The 20,000-nt window shown below is 60.7% G+C and carries 20 protein-coding genes; 14 read left to right on the top strand and 6 right to left on the bottom strand.

Translation table 11 applies throughout. The features are described from left to right. Window positions 1-146: 146 nt before the first annotated feature. Window positions 147-797 (top strand): glutathione S-transferase family protein, encoded by a 651-nt coding sequence (locus A6U86_RS19335; RefSeq protein ID WP_068394582.1) that lies wholly within the window; start codon window positions 147-149, stop codon window positions 795-797. Window positions 798-855: 58 nt separating this feature from the next. Here the strand turns inward: A6U86_RS19335 and A6U86_RS19330 are convergent, their stop codons facing one another. Next, complete coding sequence (locus A6U86_RS19330; RefSeq protein ID WP_068394484.1) at window positions 856-2,070, bottom strand: ubiquinone biosynthesis hydroxylase; 1,215 nt, start codon at window positions 2,068-2,070, stop codon at window positions 856-858. An 84-nt stretch (window positions 2,071-2,154) separates the two neighbouring features. On the opposite strand from A6U86_RS19330, the gene tesB reads away from it, so the two are divergent. The 7 genes from tesB (at window position 2,155) to A6U86_RS19295 (ending at window position 10,330) form a co-directional block, all read left to right on the top strand. Next, complete coding sequence (gene tesB / locus A6U86_RS19325) at window positions 2,155-3,039, top strand: acyl-CoA thioesterase II (RefSeq protein ID WP_068394482.1); 885 nt, start codon at window positions 2,155-2,157, stop codon at window positions 3,037-3,039. A gap of 214 nt (window positions 3,040-3,253) precedes the next feature. Further along, window positions 3,254-3,604: a P-II family nitrogen regulator gene (locus A6U86_RS19320; protein ID WP_068394480.1), complete on the top strand. Its 351-nt coding sequence runs from the start codon at window positions 3,254-3,256 to the stop codon at window positions 3,602-3,604. A 27-nt stretch (window positions 3,605-3,631) separates the two neighbouring features. Next, window positions 3,632-4,999, top strand: coding sequence for an ammonium transporter (locus A6U86_RS19315; protein WP_068394478.1), 1,368 nt, complete (start codon window positions 3,632-3,634; stop codon window positions 4,997-4,999). A 275-nt stretch (window positions 5,000-5,274) separates the two neighbouring features. Then, a complete protein-coding gene (locus A6U86_RS19310; protein WP_068394475.1) occupies window positions 5,275-7,947 on the top strand; it encodes a DNA translocase FtsK in 2,673 nt (890 codons plus the stop codon). 135 nt (window positions 7,948-8,082) lie between these two features. After that, window positions 8,083-8,739, top strand: coding sequence for an outer-membrane lipoprotein carrier protein LolA (locus A6U86_RS19305; protein WP_068394473.1), 657 nt, complete (start codon window positions 8,083-8,085; stop codon window positions 8,737-8,739). Window positions 8,740-8,935: 196 nt separating this feature from the next. After that, on the top strand, window positions 8,936-9,739 hold the full coding sequence (locus tag A6U86_RS19300; protein ID WP_068394580.1) for an exodeoxyribonuclease III: 804 nt from the start codon (window positions 8,936-8,938) through the stop codon (window positions 9,737-9,739). A 156-nt stretch (window positions 9,740-9,895) separates the two neighbouring features. Further along, window positions 9,896-10,330 (top strand): GNAT family N-acetyltransferase, encoded by a 435-nt coding sequence (locus A6U86_RS19295; RefSeq protein ID WP_244510010.1) that lies wholly within the window; start codon window positions 9,896-9,898, stop codon window positions 10,328-10,330. Between the two features lie 96 nt (window positions 10,331-10,426). Here the strand turns inward: A6U86_RS19295 and A6U86_RS19290 are convergent, their stop codons facing one another. Further along, complete coding sequence (locus A6U86_RS19290) at window positions 10,427-10,882, bottom strand: cyclic nucleotide-binding domain-containing protein (protein ID WP_068394470.1); 456 nt, start codon at window positions 10,880-10,882, stop codon at window positions 10,427-10,429. A gap of 9 nt (window positions 10,883-10,891) precedes the next feature. Further along, the gene (locus A6U86_RS19285) at window positions 10,892-11,575 is read right to left on the bottom strand and encodes a response regulator transcription factor (protein WP_068394469.1); all 684 of its coding nucleotides are present in this window, start codon (window positions 11,573-11,575) and stop codon (window positions 10,892-10,894) included. A gap of 148 nt (window positions 11,576-11,723) precedes the next feature. On the opposite strand from A6U86_RS19285, the gene A6U86_RS19280 reads away from it, so the two are divergent. Further along, window positions 11,724-12,272 carry a L,D-transpeptidase gene (locus A6U86_RS19280; RefSeq protein ID WP_068394467.1) on the top strand — a complete coding sequence of 183 codons (549 nt, stop codon included), beginning with the start codon at window positions 11,724-11,726 and terminating at the stop codon, window positions 12,270-12,272. A 145-nt stretch (window positions 12,273-12,417) separates the two neighbouring features. Continuing rightward, a complete protein-coding gene (locus tag A6U86_RS19275) occupies window positions 12,418-13,248 on the top strand; it encodes an aldo/keto reductase (protein ID WP_068394465.1) in 831 nt (276 codons plus the stop codon). Window positions 13,249-13,323: 75 nt separating this feature from the next. On the opposite strand, the gene A6U86_RS19270 is transcribed toward A6U86_RS19275, so the two are convergent. Further along, window positions 13,324-13,977, bottom strand: coding sequence for an NADPH-dependent F420 reductase (locus A6U86_RS19270; protein ID WP_275507276.1), 654 nt, complete (start codon window positions 13,975-13,977; stop codon window positions 13,324-13,326). 72 nt (window positions 13,978-14,049) lie between these two features. Here A6U86_RS19270 and A6U86_RS19265 point away from each other — a divergent pair, with 72 nt between their 5' ends. Continuing rightward, window positions 14,050-14,946, top strand: a complete 897-nt coding sequence (locus tag A6U86_RS19265; RefSeq protein ID WP_068394462.1) for a LysR family transcriptional regulator — start codon at window positions 14,050-14,052, stop codon at window positions 14,944-14,946. Window positions 14,947-14,988: 42 nt separating this feature from the next. Here the strand turns inward: A6U86_RS19265 and A6U86_RS19260 are convergent, their stop codons facing one another. Further along, on the bottom strand, window positions 14,989-16,443 hold the full coding sequence (locus A6U86_RS19260; RefSeq protein WP_068394578.1) for an MFS transporter: 1,455 nt from the start codon (window positions 16,441-16,443) through the stop codon (window positions 14,989-14,991). A 136-nt stretch (window positions 16,444-16,579) separates the two neighbouring features. Between A6U86_RS19260 and A6U86_RS19255 the strand changes: the two genes are divergently transcribed. After that, entirely contained in the window at window positions 16,580-17,506 is a 927-nt protein-coding gene (locus tag A6U86_RS19255) for a LysR family transcriptional regulator (RefSeq protein ID WP_068394460.1), read from the top strand. Here the strand turns inward: A6U86_RS19255 and A6U86_RS19250 are convergent. Next, window positions 17,483-17,971 carry a MarR family winged helix-turn-helix transcriptional regulator gene (locus tag A6U86_RS19250; RefSeq protein ID WP_068394458.1) on the bottom strand — a complete coding sequence of 163 codons (489 nt, stop codon included), beginning with the start codon at window positions 17,969-17,971 and terminating at the stop codon, window positions 17,483-17,485. The genes A6U86_RS19255 and A6U86_RS19250 overlap by 24 nt on opposite strands. 82 nt (window positions 17,972-18,053) lie before the next feature. On the opposite strand from A6U86_RS19250, the gene A6U86_RS19245 reads away from it, so the two are divergent. Beyond that, window positions 18,054-18,956, top strand: a complete 903-nt coding sequence (locus A6U86_RS19245; RefSeq protein WP_068394456.1) for an EamA family transporter — start codon at window positions 18,054-18,056, stop codon at window positions 18,954-18,956. A gap of 107 nt (window positions 18,957-19,063) precedes the next feature. Beyond that, on the top strand, window positions 19,064-19,999 hold the full coding sequence (locus A6U86_RS19240) for an HNH endonuclease (RefSeq protein WP_068394454.1): 936 nt from the start codon (window positions 19,064-19,066) through the stop codon (window positions 19,997-19,999). Window position 20,000 lies beyond the last annotated feature (1 nt).

Raw genomic sequence — 20,000 nt, 5'->3', positions numbered from 1 at the left:
CAAATCGCGGCAATGCCGGCGTAGCCGCAGCGACAACATTTGGTTCAGGGAGTGTTCGATCCGATCGTAGCGACTATTTCGACTATGGGGTGTCGGGATCTCGGCCTGCCAATCGTCTTCTAGGCAGACACGCTATGGAGGATGCGATGACGATTACCATTACCGCGTTTGAACGCTCGCCCGATCGTGGCAAGGGTCTGGCTCGCGATATGCGCCTTCGCTGGGCGCTCGAAGAGGTCGGCCAACCCTATGACGTTCGTCTTGTCTCGTTCAAGGAGATGAAGGAACCTCGACATCTCGCACTTCATCCGTTCGGACAGATCCCGACCTATGAAGAAGCCGACCTGGCCTTGTTCGAGTCGGGTGCGATCGTGCTCCACATCGCCGAGCGCCATGGGCGCCTGCTGCCGGGTGAGGCGAATGCGCGGGCGCGCGCCATCACATGGATGTTTGCCGCACTCAACACGGTCGAGCCACCGATTTTCGAGCGCAGCCTTGCCACGATCCTTGAGCGTGACGAGCCGTGGTACGAAAAGCGTCTCCGCGCCCTCGACGAGAACATCCGGCGGCGGCTGGCCGGCCTTTCCAATCGGCTCGGCGATGCCGACTGGCTCGATGGCGAATTCAACGCCGGTGATCTTCTGATGATTACGGTCCTGCTCCGACTGAAGTCATCGGGCATCGTGGACGAATATCCGAACCTTTCCGCCTATGTTGCCCGCGGCGAATCGCGGCCCGCGTACCAGCGCGCTTTCGCCGCTCAATTGGCGGTGTTTACCGCGTCTCTATCCGGCTGAGCGAGGTCTGCTTCCCCCCAATAGCGCGCATTTTGATTGCTGGCTCAGTCTCTATCCGTCAGATCGCCTCTCCGGCGAGCAGGCGCGGATTGTTCTTGGCGGTCGTGCCTGCCGCCTGTCCGATGAAGAAGGATTTGAGGTTCGGCAGGCGTTCGACGATCCCCAGTCCGAAATCGCGGGCGATGCGCAGGGGCGTGTTGTCGTTGGAAAACAGCCGGTTCAGCACATCGGTCGTCACCCCCATGCGGAAGGTGTCGAAGCGTCGCCAGGTCTGATAGCGCTCGAGGATATTGATCGAGCCGATGTCGAGGCCAAGGCGATCGGCTTCGACGATGGTTTCGGCAAGCGCCGCCACATCCTTGAAGCCGAGATTGAGGCCCTGGCCGGAGATCGGATGGATGCCATGGGCCGCATCGCCGGCAAGCGCGAAGCGCGGTGCGACGAAGGAGCGGGCAAGCGTCAGGCCGAGCGGAAAGGCGCGGCGGTCGCCGATGGTACGCAGGGCGCCGAGCTTGTGGCCGAACCGGCGCTCCAGCTCCTCATCGAAGACCAGATCGTCCGAGGCGACCAGCCGATCCGCTTCGGCTGTGCGTTCCGTCCAGACGAGCGAGGAACGGTTGTTCTTCAGCGGCAGGATGGCGAAGGGTCCCGACGGCAGGAAATGCTCTTCGGCACAGCCGCCATGCGGGCGCTCGTGCTCGACGGTGACGACGATGCCGGACTGGCCGTATTCCCAATTGACCGTCTTGATACCTGCCATGTCACGCAGCTTGGAACGCACGCCGTCGCAGGCGACGAGGAGCCGCGTCTCCAGCGTGGTGCCATCCAAGAGCGTGAGGGTGGTCTTGCTATCATCCGTGACGAAACCGGTGGCGCTGAGGCCATGCTTGATGGTGATACCCAGGCGCTCGCAGGCGCCGCGCAACGCGCCAACCATGGCAAGGTTCGGGATCATATGGGCAAAGGGCTGTCCCTCGGCCACTTCGCCGTCAAAGGTCAGGAAGACGGGGCGCACGGGATCGCTGGTGCGCGAATCGGTGACGATCATGCGGGTAATCGGCTCGGCCTCGGGCGCGATCTCATCCCATACACCCAGGACATCCAGCATCTTGGAGGCGGAAGCGATGATCGCCGAGGCGCGCATGTCCTTCTTCCAGGCGGTTTCGGGAGCGGCTTCCACGATCATGACATCGAGATGAGGAGCTGCCTGCTTGACGGCGACCGCAGCGGCGAGACCCACATATCCGCCACCCACTACCAGCATGTCCAACATTCGCGCTTCCCTGTGTCCTACTGTCACTTCGTGTTCTATATAGAGCATCCTGATCGTGGTTCCTACCATTGGAGTTCAAGCAAAATGTCGCGAGAGACCGATAAGCTCACCCCGATGGAAGTCGTGCTCGCAACGCTTGATCTGGAAACGATCGAGATGAACCTGTTTCGCGGCAACAGCCCGCAGGTCGGCTGGCAGCGCGTCTTCGGCGGCCAGGTCATCGGCCAGGCGCTGATGGCGGCGCAGCGGACTGTGGATGGCGATCGCTTCGCGCATTCCCTGCACGCCTATTTCATGCTGCCGGGCGATCCCTCCGTGCCGATCCTCTATCAAGTCGACCGCCTGCGCGACGGCTCCAGCTTCAACACGCGGCGCGTGCTGGCGATCCAGCACGGCAACGCGATCTTCGCGCTGACGGCCTCCTTCCAGATCGACGAGGAGGGCTTCGACCACCAGGGCGAGATGCCTGACGTGCCGATGCCGGAAGATCTCATGGGTGAACAGCAAATCATGGAACGCTATCTGGCGCATGCGCCCGAGAATGTGCGCCGCTATTGGGAGCGCAAGCGGGCGATCGAGATCCGTCCGGTGTCGATCGAGAGCTATTTCTCCCGCTCGCAACCAAGCCAGCGGCAGAATATCTGGGTGCGTCTCACAGGCCCGGTTCCGGACGATCGGCTCTACCACAATGCCGTGCTCGCCTATCTCTCCGACATGACCTTGCTCGATGTCGCGCTGAACGCGCATGGCACATCTGTCCTGGATCAGAGCATCCAGGTGGCGAGCCTCGACCACGCCATGTGGTTCCACCGCTCGTTCAAGCTCGACGACTGGTTGCTCTACAGCCAGGAGAGCCCCAGTGCTTCCGGCGCGCGCGGTTTTACCCGCGGCAGCCTGTTTACGCGATCCGGTGTCTTGATTGCGTCCGTCGCGCAAGAGGGCCTGATTCGTAAAAAGGCAAATGATTAAATAAAGTGCAAACTTATAAATTTGCACTTTATTTGGGCGACAACCGCGCCGAGAGTTGCCGCTTTATTGGGTTTCTGTAATAAATCCCTTTTATTTCAATAGTTTATAAATGTGTCACGAATCTGGCACGCCCCTTGAATGTGTATACCCGGTCGCTGCTGAAACACTCGTCGGCGGCAAGGAGAGTCGGCTCCATGCCGAGGGTAAACAAAGGATGGGAAACCAGATGAAAATTGTGATGGCCATTATCAAGCCGTTCAAGCTCGATGAGGTCCGTGAGGCCCTCACGGCTGTCGGCATCCAGGGCCTGACTGTGACCGAGGTAAAAGGCTACGGGCGCCAGAAGGGACATACTGAAATCTATCGCGGCACCGAATACGCCGTCAGCTTCCTGCCGAAGCTGAAGATCGAGGTCGCAGTCGCGACCGAAATCGTCGACAAGGCCGTCGAGGCCATCGCGACGGCCGCCAAGACCGGCCAGATCGGCGACGGCAAGATCTTTGTCTATTCGATTGACCATGCCGTGCGCATCCGTACCGGCGAAACCGATTCCGAAGCTCTGTAAGACACGGCTGATCAGGGAGTTATTTGCATGTCATTTTCCAAGCTTTCCTCCACCTTGACACGGGTGGGTGCGCTTTCTGCGGCCCTGCTCGCGCCGGCGATCGCGTTTGCGCAGGACGCAGCCCCGGCTGCTGCAGCCGCTGCCGCTGCCACGCCCGTTCCAGACAAGGGCGATACCGCCTTCATGTTCATCTCCACCATCCTCGTGCTGTTCATGCTCGTGCCGGGCCTTGCGCTGTTCTATGGCGGTCTCGTCCGCTCGAAGAACATGCTCTCCGTTCTGATGCAGTGCACGATGATCGGCGCTGTCGTGATGATCCTCTGGGTACTCTACGGCTATTCCTTTGCCTTCGGCGGCGGCACCAGCCCTTATTGGGGTGGCACGGCCAAGATGTTCCTCTCCGGCGTCACGCCCACGAGCACGGCTCCGACCTTCTCCAAGGGCGTCGTCATTCCTGAATTGATCTTCATGCTGTTCCAGATGACGTTTGCCGCCATCACGCCGGCACTGATCATCGGCGCCTTTGCCGAGCGCATCAAGTTCGGCGCAGCCGTGCTCTTCTGCGCGCTGTGGGCGACCTTCGTCTACTTCCCGATCGCTCATATGGTCTGGGATTCCAACGGCATGCTCTTCAAGATGGGCGCTCTCGACTTCGCAGGCGGCACCGTCGTTCACATCAATGCCGGTATCGCAGGCTTCGTCGGCGCCCTCATGGTCGGCAAGCGCGTCGGCTTCGGCAAGGACATGATGGCTCCGCATTCGATGACGCTGACCATGGTCGGTGCCTCGATGCTCTGGGTCGGCTGGTTCGGCTTCAACGCCGGCTCGAACCTCGAAGCTTCCGGCGGCGCGATGCTTGCCACCGTCAATACCTTCGTCGCAACGGCCGCTGCCATCATCTCCTGGTCGCTGGTTGAAACCTTCACCCGCGGCAAGGCCTCCATGCTCGGCGGCGCTTCCGGCATGGTTGCCGGCCTCGTTGCCGTCACGCCGGCTGCCGGTATCGTCGGCCCGATGGGTGCGATCGTCCTTGGTCTGATCGTTTCGCCGCTGTGCTACTTCTTCGTATCCGTCGTGAAGAACAAGTTCGGCTATGACGATACGGCAGATGTCTTCGGCGTACACTGCGTCGGTGGTATCTTCGGCGCACTGGCGACCGGCGTATTTGCCAGCGCGTCGCTCGGCGGCGTCGGCTATGCCGATGGCGTGACGATGGGAAGCCAGGTCGTGGTCCAGGCAACCGCAGTCATCACCACGATCCTGTGGTGCGGCATCGGCTCCGCGATCCTCTACAAGCTGGTCGACGTCATCATCGGCCTGCGCGTAGCGCCTGAAGCCGAGCGTGAAGGTCTCGACCTCGCCTCGCACGGCGAAGCTGCCTACCACAATTCCTGATCCGGGCTTGCGATGCCGGGGTAAAAAGCCCGGCATCGCTGAACATCCCGTCGCGTCCTGTTTCATCGCAAATAGGTCGCTTTTGGCCCGAACTCCGGTTCGGGCCCTTTTTGTTTTCGGGCTTGGATATCCACCGCCGAATCCCTTGATTCGCTCGGTTTGGCTGCATGGTTAACATGCCATTAACCCTCCTCTGATTAGGTAGGGCTAACCTGCCGGCGAGTGGGCATAGACCGATTCGCTTGCGCTTTCGACACGGAACGGGGCTGGATATCATGGGCAGAAGCAATTCGGCGGCGTTGAGCGGTCGCCCCGACCGTTTATCGCTATCGAGTGTGGTTTGGCGTCAGGTCAAGGGTCTGACAGGCTTCGCGCTGCTGTTGCTGCTGGCGCTGGCCGTCGCGGCACTGGCGACCTGGAATGTCATGGACCCCAGCTATTCCTACGCCACGGCCAACGCCCCGACGAACCTGCTCGGCTTTCCCGGTGCCGCCTTCGCCGACATCATGATGCAGGCCCTCGGGCTTGCTTCCGTCGTCGCGATGCTGCCCGTGGCCGCCTGGGCCTTTGCGATGATAGCGAACCGCAAGCTCAATCGCGTGCCGTCACGTCTCGGTGCTTGGCTCGGCGGCTGCGTCGTTGCGGCCGGCTCCATCGCCTGTTTTCCCGCACCGCCCACCTGGCCGATCCCGAACGGCATCGGCGGCGTCGTTGGTGACATCCTGCTGCGTTTTCCCGCCCTTTTCATCGGCACCTATCCGAGCGGCATCGTCGCCATCGTGATCGGGTCGGTTCTGGCCGTCCCGGCGATCTGGCTCATGCTGTTTGGCGCCGGTGTGATTGGGGAAAGCCTTGTCGAAGAAGAGGATGGTGAGGACGAATACGAGGAAACCCGCAGCCGTGCGCGCCGGGTCGGCGATGAAGACGAGGATGACGACCGCGGCGGCTTTCTGGGCAATTTCCTGGCCTTCGGTGCGGTCATGCATGCTTGGTACAATACCCAGGCCCGCCTTCGCCGCCTGTTCGGCATGGGGCCGCGCAAGCGCCGTGACCATGCTTTCGATGCCCCTTATGATTTCAATGACGACGAATTCGGCACGCTGAACGAACCCATGCGCGCCAAGGCGCCGATGGCTCGGGGCGACCGTGTCGAGCCATCGCTTGAGAGCTCGGCTGTGCGCCGCGTCGTTTCCGCTCCCTCCATCAGCCTCGGTGACGATGATGACGAGGACGAGGATGCGTCCTATGAGCGCGACTTGCCGCGTCCGGCCGGCATTCTGGCCGACGACGAGGACGAGGATGAATGGCCGCTGCGTCCGGCAACGCCGAAGGCGGCAGCGGGGCAACGCGTTATCCCGCCAGCGTCGCGCCCGAAGCCCGGCGTGCGGGCCGAGCGCGAAGCGCAGACTTCCTTCATCCGCCCCTATGGCTTCCAGCTTCCAGCCGTGCATCTGCTCGCCGAGCCCAGGGCGGTTGCGCGCGATGCGACGCTTTCGGCCGATGCGCTGGAACAGAATGCCCGCATGCTCGAAGGCGTGCTTGAGGATTTCGGCGTCAAGGGCGAAATCATTCACGTCCGTCCGGGTCCTGTGGTCACGCTCTACGAACTGGAGCCGGCGCCGGGCATCAAGTCATCCCGCGTCATCGGCCTTGCCGATGATATCGCTCGCTCGATGAGCGCGATCGCCGCCCGTGTCGCCGTCGTTCCCGGCCGCAATGCCATTGGCATCGAATTGCCGAATTCAACGCGCGAAACGGTCTTCCTGCGCGAGCTCGTCGCCAGCCGCGATTTCGAGACCTCCAAGGCCAAGCTCGCCATGGCGCTCGGCAAGACCATCGGCGGCGAACCTGTTATCGCCGACCTCGCCAAGATGCCGCATCTGCTCGTGGCCGGTACCACCGGCTCGGGTAAATCCGTCGCCATCAACACGATGATCCTGTCGCTGCTCTATCGCATGACACCGGAACAGTGCCGCCTGATCATGATCGATCCGAAGATGCTGGAACTCTCCGTCTATGACGGCATTCCGCATCTGCTGTCACCTGTCGTCACCGATCCGAAGAAGGCCGTCGTTGCGCTCAAGTGGACCGTCCGCGAGATGGAAGAGCGCTACAAGAAGATGTCGAAGATCGGCGTGCGCAACATCGACGGCTTCAATTCCCGCGTCGAGCAGGCCGTCGCCAAGGGCGAGGCGATCAGCCGCACGGTGCAGACCGGCTTCGACCGCCAGACCGGCGAAGCCATCTACGAGACCGAAGAATTCGATCTGAAGCCGATGCCCTATATCGTCGTCATCATCGACGAAATGGCCGACCTGATGATGGTCGCCGGCAAGGACATCGAAGGCGCGGTGCAGCGCCTGGCGCAGATGGCGCGTGCGGCCGGCATCCACGTCATCATGGCGACGCAGCGTCCGTCCGTCGACGTCATCACCGGCACGATCAAGGCGAACTTCCCGACACGCATCTCCTTCCAGGTGACGTCGAAGATCGACAGCCGCACCATTCTTGGCGAGCAGGGTGCCGAACAGCTGCTCGGCATGGGCGACATGCTCTATATGGCGGGCGGCGGGCGCATCCAGCGCGTCCACGGCCCGTTTGTCGCCGACGGTGAAGTCGAGGATATCGTCGCTTACCTGAAGACACAGGGCTCGCCGCAATATCTCGACGCCATCACCGCCGACGACGATGAGGATGAAGACGGCCACGGTCCGGCAGGAACTGCCAATCTTTCCGATTCGGAAGATCCCTACGATCAGGCGGTCGCGATCGTTCTGCGGGATGGCAAGGCTTCGACCTCCTACATCCAGCGCCGGCTCGGCATCGGCTACAACCGCGCGGCGTCGCTGATCGAGCGTATGGAGCAGGAGGGCCTGATCGGCCCGGCCAACCACGCCGGCAAGCGCGAAATTCTCGTTCCCACCGAAGCGGATATTCTGGATCGTTGAGGCGTTCCGGCTTTCCGCGCCGGATATTCCGCCTATGTTCAAGGACATTTGATAGCGACCCCAGCGAACCACGGGCCGCCGCGCCATGAAGACGCCGATTTTGCGCGCCATGGACAAAGCATAAAGGAGAATTCGATGACAAAGATTGATGCGCAGCCCTCGACCCGACTTTCCCTGAGCCGCCGGCATTTCCTCGGCGCCATGGTCGCGGCCGGTGCGGCAGGCGCTCTGCCGGTTTCGGCTCTTGCTCAGGCCCAGGCGCAGGCGGCCGCCGTCAATCCGAATATTGCCCAGGCCATTGCCGATCACTTCTCGTCCATCAAGTCGATGAAGGGAGGCTTTCTGCAGATCGGGCCGCGCGGCGACCAGATGAGCGGCACGTTCTTCATCCTGCGCCCCGGCAAGATGCGCTTCAACTACGATCCGCCGTCCCGCATGCGCGTGATTTGCGACGGCAACAACGTCCAGGTCATCAACGACCAGACGAATACGAAGAACATGTACCAGCTGTCGAAGACGCCGCTCAGCCTTCTGCTTGCCAACAAGATCGACCTTTCGGCCGATATGGTCCGCAGTGTTGATTCGCAGTCGGACTTGACCAAGATCACGCTTGGCAACCGCACCGTCTTCGGCGATTCGACGATTGCGATGATCTTCGATTCGAAGACCTACGATCTGCGCCAATGGACCGTTATCGATCCGCAGGGCAAGACGACCGACGTCATCATCAACAATGTGAAGACCAATATCGCCTTCGACGACAGCGTTTTCCGTATCGACTACATCCGCTGATCGCTGTCTGGATCTTTGGTAGCTGAGGAAGCGCCGAATGGCGCTTTTCTTTCCGCTGCAGCCGGTCTAAAGCCTTATCCTGAGTAGAGTGTTTCACGGAATCGCTGAACCGCTCCAGCTGTCCGTTTTGACACAATTCCGGCCGGAAAACCGCTGCGCACTTTTCCTGGAATTGCTTTATGGGAAAGGCGTTGGCATGGGATTTTCGATTGCGACCTGGAATATCAATTCGGTGCGGCTACGCATGCCGATCGTCGAACAGTTCCTGATGCAGGGCCGGCCCGATATTCTCTGCCTGCAGGAGACCAAGGTCCCGAACGAGCTTTTCCCGTATGCGCCGCTGCGCGCGCTCGGCTATGAGCATATCATCATCCATGGCCAGAAGGGCTATCACGGCGTGGCGATCGCCTCGCGTTTTCCGCTGATCGAGGATCACCGCCAGGATTATTGCAATGTCGGCGATAGCCGGCATATTTCGGCGATCTTCGAGCGTGGTGGACGCCGCATCCGTGTGCATAATTTCTATGTTCCGGCCGGCGGCGACGAGCCGGATCGCAGCATCAATCCGAAGTTCGGCCACAAGCTCGATTTCATCGAGGAAATGAAGCACCTGAGCGCGAATGCCGAACCGAATACCTCGGCGATCCTGGTCGGCGACCTCAATATCGCGCCGCTGGAGCACGACGTCTGGTCGCACAAGCAGCTGCTGAAGATCGTCAGCCACACACCGATCGAGACCGATGGGCTGATCGAGGTGATGAAGCGCGGCTCCTGGCTCGATCTGATGCGCCTGAATGTGCCTGACAGTGAGAAGCTCTATACGTGGTGGAGCTACCGCGCCAAGGACTGGGAAGCTGCCGATCGCGGCCGCCGCCTTGATCACATCTGGTCGTCCTCCGATCTCGGCCCACACCTGCAGCGGATCGAGATCCTGAAGGCGGCCCGCGGCTGGGATCGCCCATCCGACCATGTGCCGGTCACGGCGCATTTCGATCTCTAGTGGGTAGAAAGAGCGGTGTCTTCCGCTCGTTGATCGATCTGCATGGCGGCCGTCAAATGAAGCCACCAACGGCTGGATTCGATCTGCCCGTAGGTCTATCCTGCTATCATGAGTGGAAATAGAGACCCCATCCTTCGGGCAGCGCGACGAGAAGATATGGCCAACCTGCGCGCTGTTCTTCACGACACGTTCAACAGCACTTGGCGGCCCAATATCACGGAGACCGCTGCGCAGGCATTTCTCGAGGAAGAAAAGCCTGCCGCCTATGTGGATATGCGCGGGCTTCAATTCTGGGTGGCCGAGGTTGCCGGTGAGGTCGTCGGCTTCGTCGATTGGGAGGACGACTTCGTGCACGCCCTCCACGTGCATTCAGCGCATGCCCGACGGGGAATCGGACGGCGCCTGATGGACCATGCGGAGAAGCAGATTGCCGCCGCCGGCTTTGCCACGGCGCGGCTGGAAACCGATACATTCAATCATCCGAGCCAAGCCTTCTACGCAGCCCGAGGCTATCGCGAGGTTGAGCGCTATCCGGACGAGGATTGGGATAGTGGGCTGACGACGGTCTTGCTCGTAAAGCCGCTGTTCTGAGACTGGTCGCCTCGACAGTCCGTCCATCGGACAGGATTCATCCGTCAGATTTTCATTATTAAGATAGTTGAGCCAAAAGCCGCTGGTCGATGAGAATTAGGAAAACCGGCCAAGCAGTGCCGCCGTCTGCCGGGCAAGCGCTGCGAAGTTTTCGCGGATGCGATTCTGGATCAACAGGCCGGCATCGGGATATTCCTCGATCAGCCGGTGAAAAAGGGCGCGTGTGATGCGGATGACGTCGGACTCTTCGGCGGCGACGGCTGTATATTTCCGCTCCACCAGCGTCACCATGGCCAGCTCGGACAGCATCGTTCCGGCTTGCACCACCGCTTCCACCTGCTTTTGCCCTGATGTATCGATGGTGCTGAGTTCGAAGCTGCCGCGTGTGACGACATAGGCGCATTCGGCCGGTGACTTCTCCCGAAACAGGGTCTGGCCCTCGGTCACATGACGACGATCGGCGCCGAAGGCGATCAGCCGCAACGGCTCATCGCCCATGCCGTGAAACAGCGGCAATTGCGACAGCAGCCGGATATCGTCGTTCAGCGCCATGTCTGTGGCCTATGGAATGATTTTATAGCCACCGTTTTCCGTCACCAGGATTTCAGCATTGGATGGATCGCGCTCGATCTTCTGGCGAAGGCGATAGACGTGGGTTTCGAGCGTGTGCGTGGTCACGCCGGAATTATAGCCCCAGACTTCTTCGAGAAGGATATCGCGGGTCACGACCTTCTGGTCGGCGCGATAGAGATAGCGGATGATTGCCGCTTCCTTTTCCGTAAGGCGGATCTTCTGTCCGTCTTCGGTGGTGAGCAGCTTCTGGCTCGGCTTGAAGAGATAGCGGCCGACGGTGAAGGTCGCGTCTTCGCTCTGCTCGTGCTGGCGCAGCTGCGCGCGGATGCGGGCAAGCAATACGGCGAAGCGGAAGGGCTTGGTGACGTAATCATTGGCGCCGGCTTCGAGGCCGAGGATGGTGTCGGAATCCGTGTCGTGGCCCGTCAGCATGATGATTGGCGACTTGAAGCCGTTCTTGCGCAACAGCTTTACGGCTTCGCGGCCATCCATGTCGGGCAGTCCGACATCCATGATCAGGAGATCGACAGGCACGGTGCGTGCGGTCTGCACGCCCTTTCCGGCCGTCATTTCCTGCAGGACGTTGAATTCCTCATAAAGCGATAATTGCTCGACCAACATTTCACGCAGGTCGTTGTCATCATCCACCAGGAGAATGGTGCGTGCGGTCATGCCGTTCGGATCCTCGTTCTAATCCCACCTAAGTCCTACGCCAAATTGCATTTTTAGCAAGTCGCGACGCGGCTCAGGCTTGGTGGTTTGGTTGTAACTGCTATGATTTCAAATGAAATCACGCGCAAAGCAAAAACATGTGAGGAAAATGGAAAAGACAAGGGCAGGGACCAGGAGGCCCGCTTCCACGATCGTCGTACGTCCTGCGCCGGGTAAGAAGACGCGCGCGCTGGTCAAGGTCGGACCGTTGACCGTTCCAGCCGCGATCGGCCGATCCGGACGCAGCATCTTGAAGCGAGAGGGCGACGGCGCGACACCGATTGCCTCCATGAAGCTGCTTTATGGCTTCACGGGCGGCGACCATGTCCGCTTTCTCCACAGCGCTCTTCCTATGCGGCGTATTCGCAAGGACATGCTGTGGTGCGACCAACCTGACGATGCCAATTACAACAGGCTGGTGAAGGCTCCCTTCAAACCCAGCCATGAGGAGATGCGGCGCGGCGACGGGCTCTACGACATATGCCTCGTGCTCGACTGGAATGTGAGTTCGCGCCGGCGTCATCGCGGCTCGGCGATCTTCTTTCACCTGATCAGGCCCGGCTACGAGCCGACGGCCGGATGCATCGCCGTCAGCCCTAGCGACATGCGGCGCATCCTGCCGCTGATGCGCAAGGGAACGACTGTCCGGGTTGTCTGAATGTCCGGCCGGGGTTAAACTCTCGGTATTCTCCACTATATAGGTTTTCGACCGGCGGCCCGCGCGGGCCAGGACGGGGACCCTTTCTTTCCGGATTTAAATCGCGCCTTCACTCCATCCACTTCCCATCACCTGGAGATTTATCGTGACCACACAACCGACAATCACGTTCAACGACGGCAAGTCCATTCCGCAGGTCGGCCTCGGTGTCTGGCAGACGCCGGAAAACGTCGCGCCTCTGGCCGTCAGCACGGCTTTGAAAGCCGGCTATCGCCATGTCGACACGGCAGCCATCTACGCCAATGAAGATGGCGTCGGCGAGGGCATGCGCCAGTCCGGCGTCGCCCGCAAGGATATCTTCCTGACCACGAAACTCTGGAACGAGGCGCAGGGCTTCGATTCCACCCTGAAGGCCTTCGACGAAAGCCTGAAGCGGCTCGGCACCGACTATCTCGACCTCTACCTCATTCACTGGCCGTCGCCGCACCGCGACCGCTACCTCGATACCTGGAAGGCATTCGTCCGCCTCAAGGAAGAGGGCCGCGCGCACTCGATCGGCGTCTCCAACTTCGCCAAGGAGCATCTCGACCGCATCATCGGCGAGACCGGTGTCACGCCTGTTCTGAACCAGATCGAGCTGCATCCGACCTTCCAGCAGAAGGCGCTGCGTGAAGTACATGACAAGCTCGGCATCAAGACCCAGTCCTGGAGCCCGCTCGGCCAGGGCAAGCTCCTGACAAACGCCGTGATCGGCAAGGTCGCCGCCAAGCACGGCCGCACGCCGGCGCAGATCATCATTCGCTGGCATATCGACAACGGCCTGATCGTCATTCCGAAGTCGGTCACGCCGAGCCGTATCGAAGAGAACTTCAATGTTTTCAACTTCAAGCTCGACAGCGACGATCTGGCTGATCTCGACAAGCTCGATTCCGCGAGCGGCCGCATCGGCCCGGATCCGGTGAAGGCAAGCTTCTGATCCTGTTCGTCGGATTTCATTGATGGGAAGAGGCCCGGAGCGAAGAGCTCCGGGCCTCTTTTGTCCTGATCGATGTCAGATCTGAACCCAGGCGGGGGCCACGGAAGGCCCCTTGCCGAGGAAGAAGCCGAAGTGGATGTTCATCTCGCCGATGGGCTCGATGAAGCGGGCATTGGTGAGCGGACCTGCGTCGACGGATTCGAAGCCGATCGATTGAACGAGGCTGGATACTGCCGCCTTGGCCTTCTCATCGTCGCCGGCTACGAAGACCTGCAGCACCTTGCCTTTGCGTGCCTCGACCGGCAGAAGCGTCGCGAAGATGGTGTTGAACGCCTTCACCACGATGGCATCGGGCGCCAACGCCTGGATTTCTTCGGCCGCCGATGTCGAGTGGCCGACAACGAGACCGCGGAAATCTGCCGTGATCGGGTTGCTGATATCGACCAGTATCTTTCCCTTGAGATTGCCGGCTTCCCTGAGGGCGTCGGCCACCGCGCCATAGGGCAGCGCTAGTATGACGATGTCGGCGAGCTTGACGGCGGCGGCGATCCCACCCGCTTCGACATTCGCGCCCAGTTCGGCGGCAAACGCGGCCGCCTTTGCCGGATCACGGTGGCCTATCACCACGTCTGAACCCGTTCCAGCCAGCAGGCGTGCCAGGCCCGCACCCATATTTCCAGTACCGATGACAGCGATTTTCATGGTCGTCAGCTCCTTGTTGTTGCTGATGAATAGATAGTATTATCGCCATATCGGGATAAATGATCTAAATAGAGCTATACTTGAAATGGAACGTTTCTAATGGATCGTTTTTCCAGCATGAGCATTTTCGTCAAGGCGGTCGAGCTTGGCTCGTTCAGCGCGGCTGCCGATGCATTGAACATGTCTCCGCAGCTCGTCGGCAAACATGTGCAATTTCTCGAACAGCATCTGGGCGTTCGGCTTTTGAACCGCACCACGCGCCGCCAGCATCTGACAGAGATCGGCAGCCAGTTCTATGAGCGCTCGCGCAATATCCTGGCCGAGGTCGAGGCAGCGGAGGCTTTGGCGGCGGAGACGCGGGCGGTGCCCAGGGGAAAGCTGAAGGTCAATGCCCCCGTCACATTCGGGATCAATGCCCTGGCGCCGAAACTGCCGAAATACCTCGGTGCTCATCCCGAGGTTTCGATCGACCTGTCGCTGTCGAACCGGTTGGTCGATCTGATCGACGAGGGCTATGATGCGGTCTTTCGCATCGGCGAACTTGCCGACAGCGGCTTGATCGCCCGCCGCCTCGCCCCGTATCGGCTCGTCATCTGCGCTGCGCCGAGCTATCTGCGCTCTCGTGGCGTGCCCTTGAAACCGAATGATCTCCAGGACCACGATTGCCTCATCTTCTCGCACACCATGTTGAGGACGCATTGGGACTTCGAAGGGCCGGGCGGGAATGTCAGTATTCCCATCTCGGGCCGGCTGATGGTCGACAACGGCGAAGCGCTGCTGCAGGCGGCGCTGGCAGGGCAGGGTATCATCCTTCAGCCGTTCGAGCTTGTTCGATCGAGCCTGGAGGCCGGGACGCTCTTGCCTGTCCTGCCTGAATACAGCGTGCCGACGCGACCGCTGCATATTCTCCACGCACCCGATCGCCGTATCACGCCGAAGCTGCGTAGCTTCCTCGACTTCGTTTCCGCCGAATTCGGCAGTCACGGATCGTCTTGATCGGATGGCGGATTATCCTCCACCATCCCCTTTGCTTCACTCTCACGAGACTTCTTGCGAGAGCACGGTGCGCTTTGCAAAGACCAGGCTCGTGAGGGCGATCGCGAGCGTTGCGGTGATCACGAGGGCGCCGACCGCGAAGGTGATCTGCATCCCGCTCGCCACCGCTTCGGGCGCCGCCACGGTTACGTTGGCGGTTCCCGATGCCAACGTGAAGACCGCGCCCATGACGGATGCACCTGATATCAGCCCGAGATTTCGCGACAGGCTCAGCATGCCCGAAATTACACCGCGCTGCTCGGAGCTTATATCCTTCATGATCGTGGTGTTGTTGGATGCCTGAAAAAGCGCATAGCTTGCCGTAGTAATGACCAGCGGGCCGATATAGCCGGCAATCCCGAAGCTTCCCTGCAGCGCTGATATCAGCGACAGGCCGATGATCATGCCGATGAGGCCTGTTACGGTCATGCGATGTGCGCCGAAGCGATCGACGATGCGGCCGGCGGGTATGCCCGTCAGCGCCGACACCAAGGGACCCGCGGACATGATGGCACCGACATGGGCTGCATCGAAACCGAGGGCATGGGAGAGATAGAAAGGCCCGACCACCAATGTTGCCATGATGACCGTGGTGACCAGTGTGCTCATGGCAAGGCTCGTGCTTAGCGACGAGTTTCTGAACATCGACAGGCGCAGCAGCGGCGACTTCACTTTCGTCTCGGCAAAGGCGAAGAGTGCTGCGCCCAAGGCCGCTGCCAGCAGCAGGCCGATATTCAGCGCGCCGAAGCTGCCATGGCCCATCGTCATGGCGAGCGCATAGGCGGCAAGCGTCAGGGCCAGCAGCAGCGTGCCGACCGCATCGGGGCGTCCCCGGGCGACCTTCCGGTCGGGGCGATCTGCCGGCAGGAAGCGGGCGGCGAGCAGGAAGTTGACGATACCCAGCGGCAGATTGACCAAAAAAATGGTCTCCCAGCCGTACCAGGCAATCAGGATGCCGCCGAGCGACGGGCCGAGTGTCGTACCGATGGCGGACATGGTGCCGAGCAGGCCCATGGCGCTCCCCGTCCGCTCCTTCGGCACGGTTTCGCCGACCATCGCCACCGTCAGCGCCATCATCATGGCTGCACCGAGGCCCTGCAAGGCGCGTGCGGCAATCAGCAGCCACAGCGTCGGTGCTATGCCGCAGAACAGCGAGGCGAGTGTGAAGAGCGCTATTCCCGTCAACAGCAGTCGCCGTCGTCCCACGATGTCGCCGAGCTTGCCGACGCTGACGATCAGCGTGGTGATGGCGAGCAGATAGGCGAGCACGATCCACTGTACCTGCTGGAAGGAGGCGCCGAAAGTCTCTGCCAGCGTCGGCAGGCCGACATTGGCGATGCTGGTATCGAGCGAGGGCATGAGCATGGAGAGCGAGAGGCTGGCGAGGGCCCAGCGGATGGAAGGTGCTGGTCCTGTACGCCGGGCTTTGCCCAGTTCTTCAATGATTGGCTTCAACATGAGCTCCAATTCTGGCGGCATAAGAAAGTCCCGGCAGAAAGGTAGCCATTGCAGCGATATGGCGGAACGCGCAGCATTTGCATTTCATTCGTGCGTTTGACGCTATGTATTGGTGAATTCATGCTATGGTCGCGTCATGTCCACGCCCGATCTCAACCTGCTGGTCACTCTCAACGCCCTGCTTGCGGAGGGCAGCGTCGCGCGCGCTGCCCGGCGATTGCGGCTGAGCCCGTCCGCCATGAGCCGGGCCCTGGCGCGCCTGCGCGAGACGACGGGTGATCCATTGCTGGTGAGAGCCGGTCGCGGGCTCGTGCCGACACCGCGAGCACTGGAGTTGCGCGAGCGTGTCGGCCAGCTCGTGGAGGAGGCCGAGGCAGCCTTGCGGCCCTCCGAGACGTTGAATTTGAAACAGCTCGCGCGGACGTTCACGCTACGCGTCCGCGAGGGTTTCGTGGAGAATTTCGGCGCCGAACTGATCACCCGGATTGCTGAACAAGCGCCGGGCGTGCGGCTCTATTTCACGCAGAAGCTGGACAAGGACAGCACGCCGCTGCGCGACGGCACGATCGATCTCGAAACCGGCGTCGTCGGCGACGATACCAGCCCGGAACTGCGAACGCAGGCCCTGTTTCACGACCGTTTCATCGGCGTGGTCAGGCGCGGCCATCCCTTAAGCGAGGGGCCAATGACGCCGGAGCGCTATGCTGCCGGGCAACACATTCTCGTTTCGCGGCGCGGCTTGCGGAAAGGACAGATCGACGAGACGCTGGAAAGGCTGGGGCGCGAACGGCAGATCGTCACCATCGTCGGCAGCTTTTCGGCGGCGCTGGCTTTGGCGCGCGCCTCCGATCTGATCGTCAGCGTACCCGAGCGGTATACCGGCAACCTCAGGGCCGGCATGCATAGTTTCACGCTGCCGGTACCGACGTCGGATGTGACGATCTCGCTGCTCTGGCACCCTCGGCTGGACGCCGATCCGGCGCATCGCTGGCTGCGCAGTTGTATCCGGGATGTCTGCGGCGAGCGGCGTTCCGACCTGTCAGCGAGATTCGAAGCTGGCTAAATAATTGCGCAGCAGGTCGTCGAGGGCAGTCCTTTCCTCGTGCGAGAGGGAGGAAACAAGCCGAGCCTGCGTTTCCACATGCGCCGTCACGGCGGCATCGATGAGCCTGAAGCCCTCTGGGGTTAAAGAAATCAGAAAGCTGCGGCCGTCATTCGGGTTCTGGCTGCGGGCGACGAGACCGGCCTTTTCCAGCTGGTCGATACGGTTGGTCATGGTGCCCGATGACACCATCATCGTATCCATTAGGTCGCTGGGGGAGAGCGTATAGGGCTCACCCGAGCGGCGCAGGGTCGCCAGCATATCGAAGTTCGCCGAATTCAGGCCGAAGCGTCCGAAGGTCTTCTCCATTTCGCGCGAGAGATGAAGCGTGAGATTGCGCATGCGCCCGAAGAGGCCCATGGCCGTCGTGTCGAGATCGGGCCGCTCGCGGCGCCATTGGTCCAGAATTTTGTCGATACGATCCATGCCTGGACATCGCCATGAATTTATCTTGACGTCAAGGCATTTCGGTTTATCTTGAGGTCAAGATAAATTTGGGGCCAGGGCCATGAACCGTAATGTCGACCTTCTGCTGACGGCCATCGCGCCGGCGATCTGGGGCAGCACCTATCTGGTGACGACGCAGCTCCTGCCCGCCGGCTATCCCCTCACGGTCGCAACCCTGCGTGCGCTGCCGGCCGGGCTCTTGCTGCTGCTCATCGTGCGTCGGCTGCCGCATGGGATCTGGTGGATCAAATCTCTCGTCCTCGGCGCGTTGAATTTCTCGATCTTCTGGTGGCTGCTGTTCATCTCGGCCTATCGCCTGCCTGGTGGCGTGGCGGCGACGGTCGGCGCGGTCCAGCCACTGATCGTCATCGTGCTGGCGCGACTGCTGCTCGGCTCACCGATCAAGAGCCTCTCCATCATCGCCGCTGTCGCCGGCATCGGCGGCGTGGCTCTGCTGATCCTCACGCCAAATGCAACGCTCGATCCCATCGGCATTGTCGCCGGTATTGCCGGCGCCTTCTCCATGGCTGGCGGAACGGTGCTCAGCCGCCGCTGGCGGCCGGATGTCTCGCCGCTGACCTTCACGGCGTGGCAGTTGACGGCCGGTGGCGTCTTGCTGCTGCCATTCGCCCTCCTGCTCGAGCCGCCGCTGCCGCATTTGACCGGCGCCAACATCATCGGCTTTGCCTATCTCGGGCTGATCGGCGCGGCGCTTACCTATATCCTCTGGTTTCGCGGCCTGTCGCGGCTCGAGCCTTCAGTGGTCTCGCCACTCGGCTTCCTCAGCCCGACGACCGCGGTGATCCTGGGCTGGGTGGTTCTCGGCCAGCAGCTGAGCCCGATGCAGATCTTCGGCATCGTTGTCGTGCTCGGCAGCGTCTGGCTCAGCCAGCGCGCGCAGCAAGGTCAGCCGGCGGGTGGTGCCGCGCTTGGTGTCGATAAGGCTGCAGTATCGAAACGTTAGCTTGCAACGCTGGGTATGTTGAAACGTAGATGGGCCCTTTTCGAAATCTCTTGCCTCCAAGGATGTACTTGATACCTTTTGATCGAAAACGTCTTGAAAGTTGAATCGTGGCAAAGGCAGTTCTCACTACGAAAGTGGATCCGACATACGACGACTTGCCGGAGCAGCGTTATCACTTTCCACGGACGTATCTTCGGCAGATTGAGGCCGCTCTGGGAGACTGGATTGTTTACTACGAGCCTCGGCGCCCCAGCGCCGATCTCATGCGGGCTGGTGGCAAGCAAGCATATTTCGCGACCGCTCGCATTGCTTCAATCATTCCCGATCCGTCAAGGCCGGATCACTACTATGCCCTTATCGAGGATTTCTTGCCGTTCGATCATGCTGTCTCGTTCAAAGATGGCGGACACTATTTCGAGCGCGGCCTTCGGAAGGACGATGGTTCGACAAATAAAGGGGCATTTGGGCGTGCCGTCAGAAATATGTCCGACGCCGAATATGACCTCATACTCGCTGCTGGTTTCGCCCATGTCATTGGCGCGAGGAATCGAGAGCGCCCATTTCCCGATCCGCCAGAGCTGGTGCAAGCAGGTTTCAATGATGAGCCACAGGTAGAATTCGAACCTGAATTCGTCGATCGTCGTATCGTGTCAAGCCTAGTTCAACGACCATTTCGAGACCGAGCTTTTTCCGCAGCAATCAAGACCGCGTATAACGACACATGCGCGATAACTGGTATCAAGCTGATCAACGGAGGTGGTCGTTCCGAGGTTCAAGCCGCCCACGTTCGGCCCGTGGCTGACGGTGGCCCTGACAGTGTTCGAAACGGAATTGCGCTTTCCGGCACCGTGCATTGGATGTTTGATCGGGGGCTGATCTCCGTTGATGACGATTATAGCCTGCTCATTGCGCGGGGCTCTGTTCCCGATACCATAATGCGCCTCGTCAACCCCGAACATCGGTTACTACTCCCCTCGCGGCATGACGAGTGTCCCCATCAGCAGTTTCTAAAGTATCATCGAGCAAAGGTATTCAGGGGATAAG

The organism is Rhizobium sp. AC27/96 (genome assembly GCF_001692325.1).
Lineage (GTDB): Bacteria > Pseudomonadota > Alphaproteobacteria > Rhizobiales > Rhizobiaceae > Rhizobium.
The sequence above is the reverse complement of the archived record's forward strand: the minus strand, read 5'-3'. Positions and strand labels throughout refer to the sequence as shown.

Excerpts from the sequence above, each read along its gene's own strand:
- A6U86_RS19335 (WP_068394582.1), top strand. The coding sequence starts at position 147 with ATGACGATTACCATTACCGCGTTTGAACGCTCGCCCGATCGTGGCAAG.
- A6U86_RS19330 (WP_068394484.1), bottom strand. The coding sequence starts at position 2,070 with ATGTTGGACATGCTGGTAGTGGGTGGCGGATATGTGGGTCTCGCCGCT.
- tesB (WP_068394482.1), top strand. The coding sequence starts at position 2,155 with ATGTCGCGAGAGACCGATAAGCTCACCCCGATGGAAGTCGTGCTCGCA.
- A6U86_RS19320 (WP_068394480.1), top strand. The coding sequence starts at position 3,254 with ATGGGAAACCAGATGAAAATTGTGATGGCCATTATCAAGCCGTTCAAG.
- A6U86_RS19315 (WP_068394478.1), top strand. The coding sequence starts at position 3,632 with ATGTCATTTTCCAAGCTTTCCTCCACCTTGACACGGGTGGGTGCGCTT.
- A6U86_RS19310 (WP_068394475.1), top strand. The coding sequence starts at position 5,275 with ATGGGCAGAAGCAATTCGGCGGCGTTGAGCGGTCGCCCCGACCGTTTA.
- A6U86_RS19305 (WP_068394473.1), top strand. The coding sequence starts at position 8,083 with ATGACAAAGATTGATGCGCAGCCCTCGACCCGACTTTCCCTGAGCCGC.
- A6U86_RS19300 (WP_068394580.1), top strand. The coding sequence starts at position 8,936 with ATGGGATTTTCGATTGCGACCTGGAATATCAATTCGGTGCGGCTACGC.
- A6U86_RS19295 (WP_244510010.1), top strand. The coding sequence starts at position 9,896 with ATGGCCAACCTGCGCGCTGTTCTTCACGACACGTTCAACAGCACTTGG.
- A6U86_RS19290 (WP_068394470.1), bottom strand. The coding sequence starts at position 10,882 with ATGGCGCTGAACGACGATATCCGGCTGCTGTCGCAATTGCCGCTGTTT.
- A6U86_RS19285 (WP_068394469.1), bottom strand. The coding sequence starts at position 11,575 with ATGACCGCACGCACCATTCTCCTGGTGGATGATGACAACGACCTGCGT.
- A6U86_RS19280 (WP_068394467.1), top strand. The coding sequence starts at position 11,724 with ATGGAAAAGACAAGGGCAGGGACCAGGAGGCCCGCTTCCACGATCGTC.
- A6U86_RS19265 (WP_068394462.1), top strand. The coding sequence starts at position 14,050 with ATGGATCGTTTTTCCAGCATGAGCATTTTCGTCAAGGCGGTCGAGCTT.
- A6U86_RS19260 (WP_068394578.1), bottom strand. The coding sequence starts at position 16,443 with ATGTTGAAGCCAATCATTGAAGAACTGGGCAAAGCCCGGCGTACAGGA.
- A6U86_RS19255 (WP_068394460.1), top strand. The coding sequence starts at position 16,580 with ATGTCCACGCCCGATCTCAACCTGCTGGTCACTCTCAACGCCCTGCTT.
- A6U86_RS19250 (WP_068394458.1), bottom strand. The coding sequence starts at position 17,971 with ATGGATCGTATCGACAAAATTCTGGACCAATGGCGCCGCGAGCGGCCC.
- A6U86_RS19245 (WP_068394456.1), top strand. The coding sequence starts at position 18,054 with ATGAACCGTAATGTCGACCTTCTGCTGACGGCCATCGCGCCGGCGATC.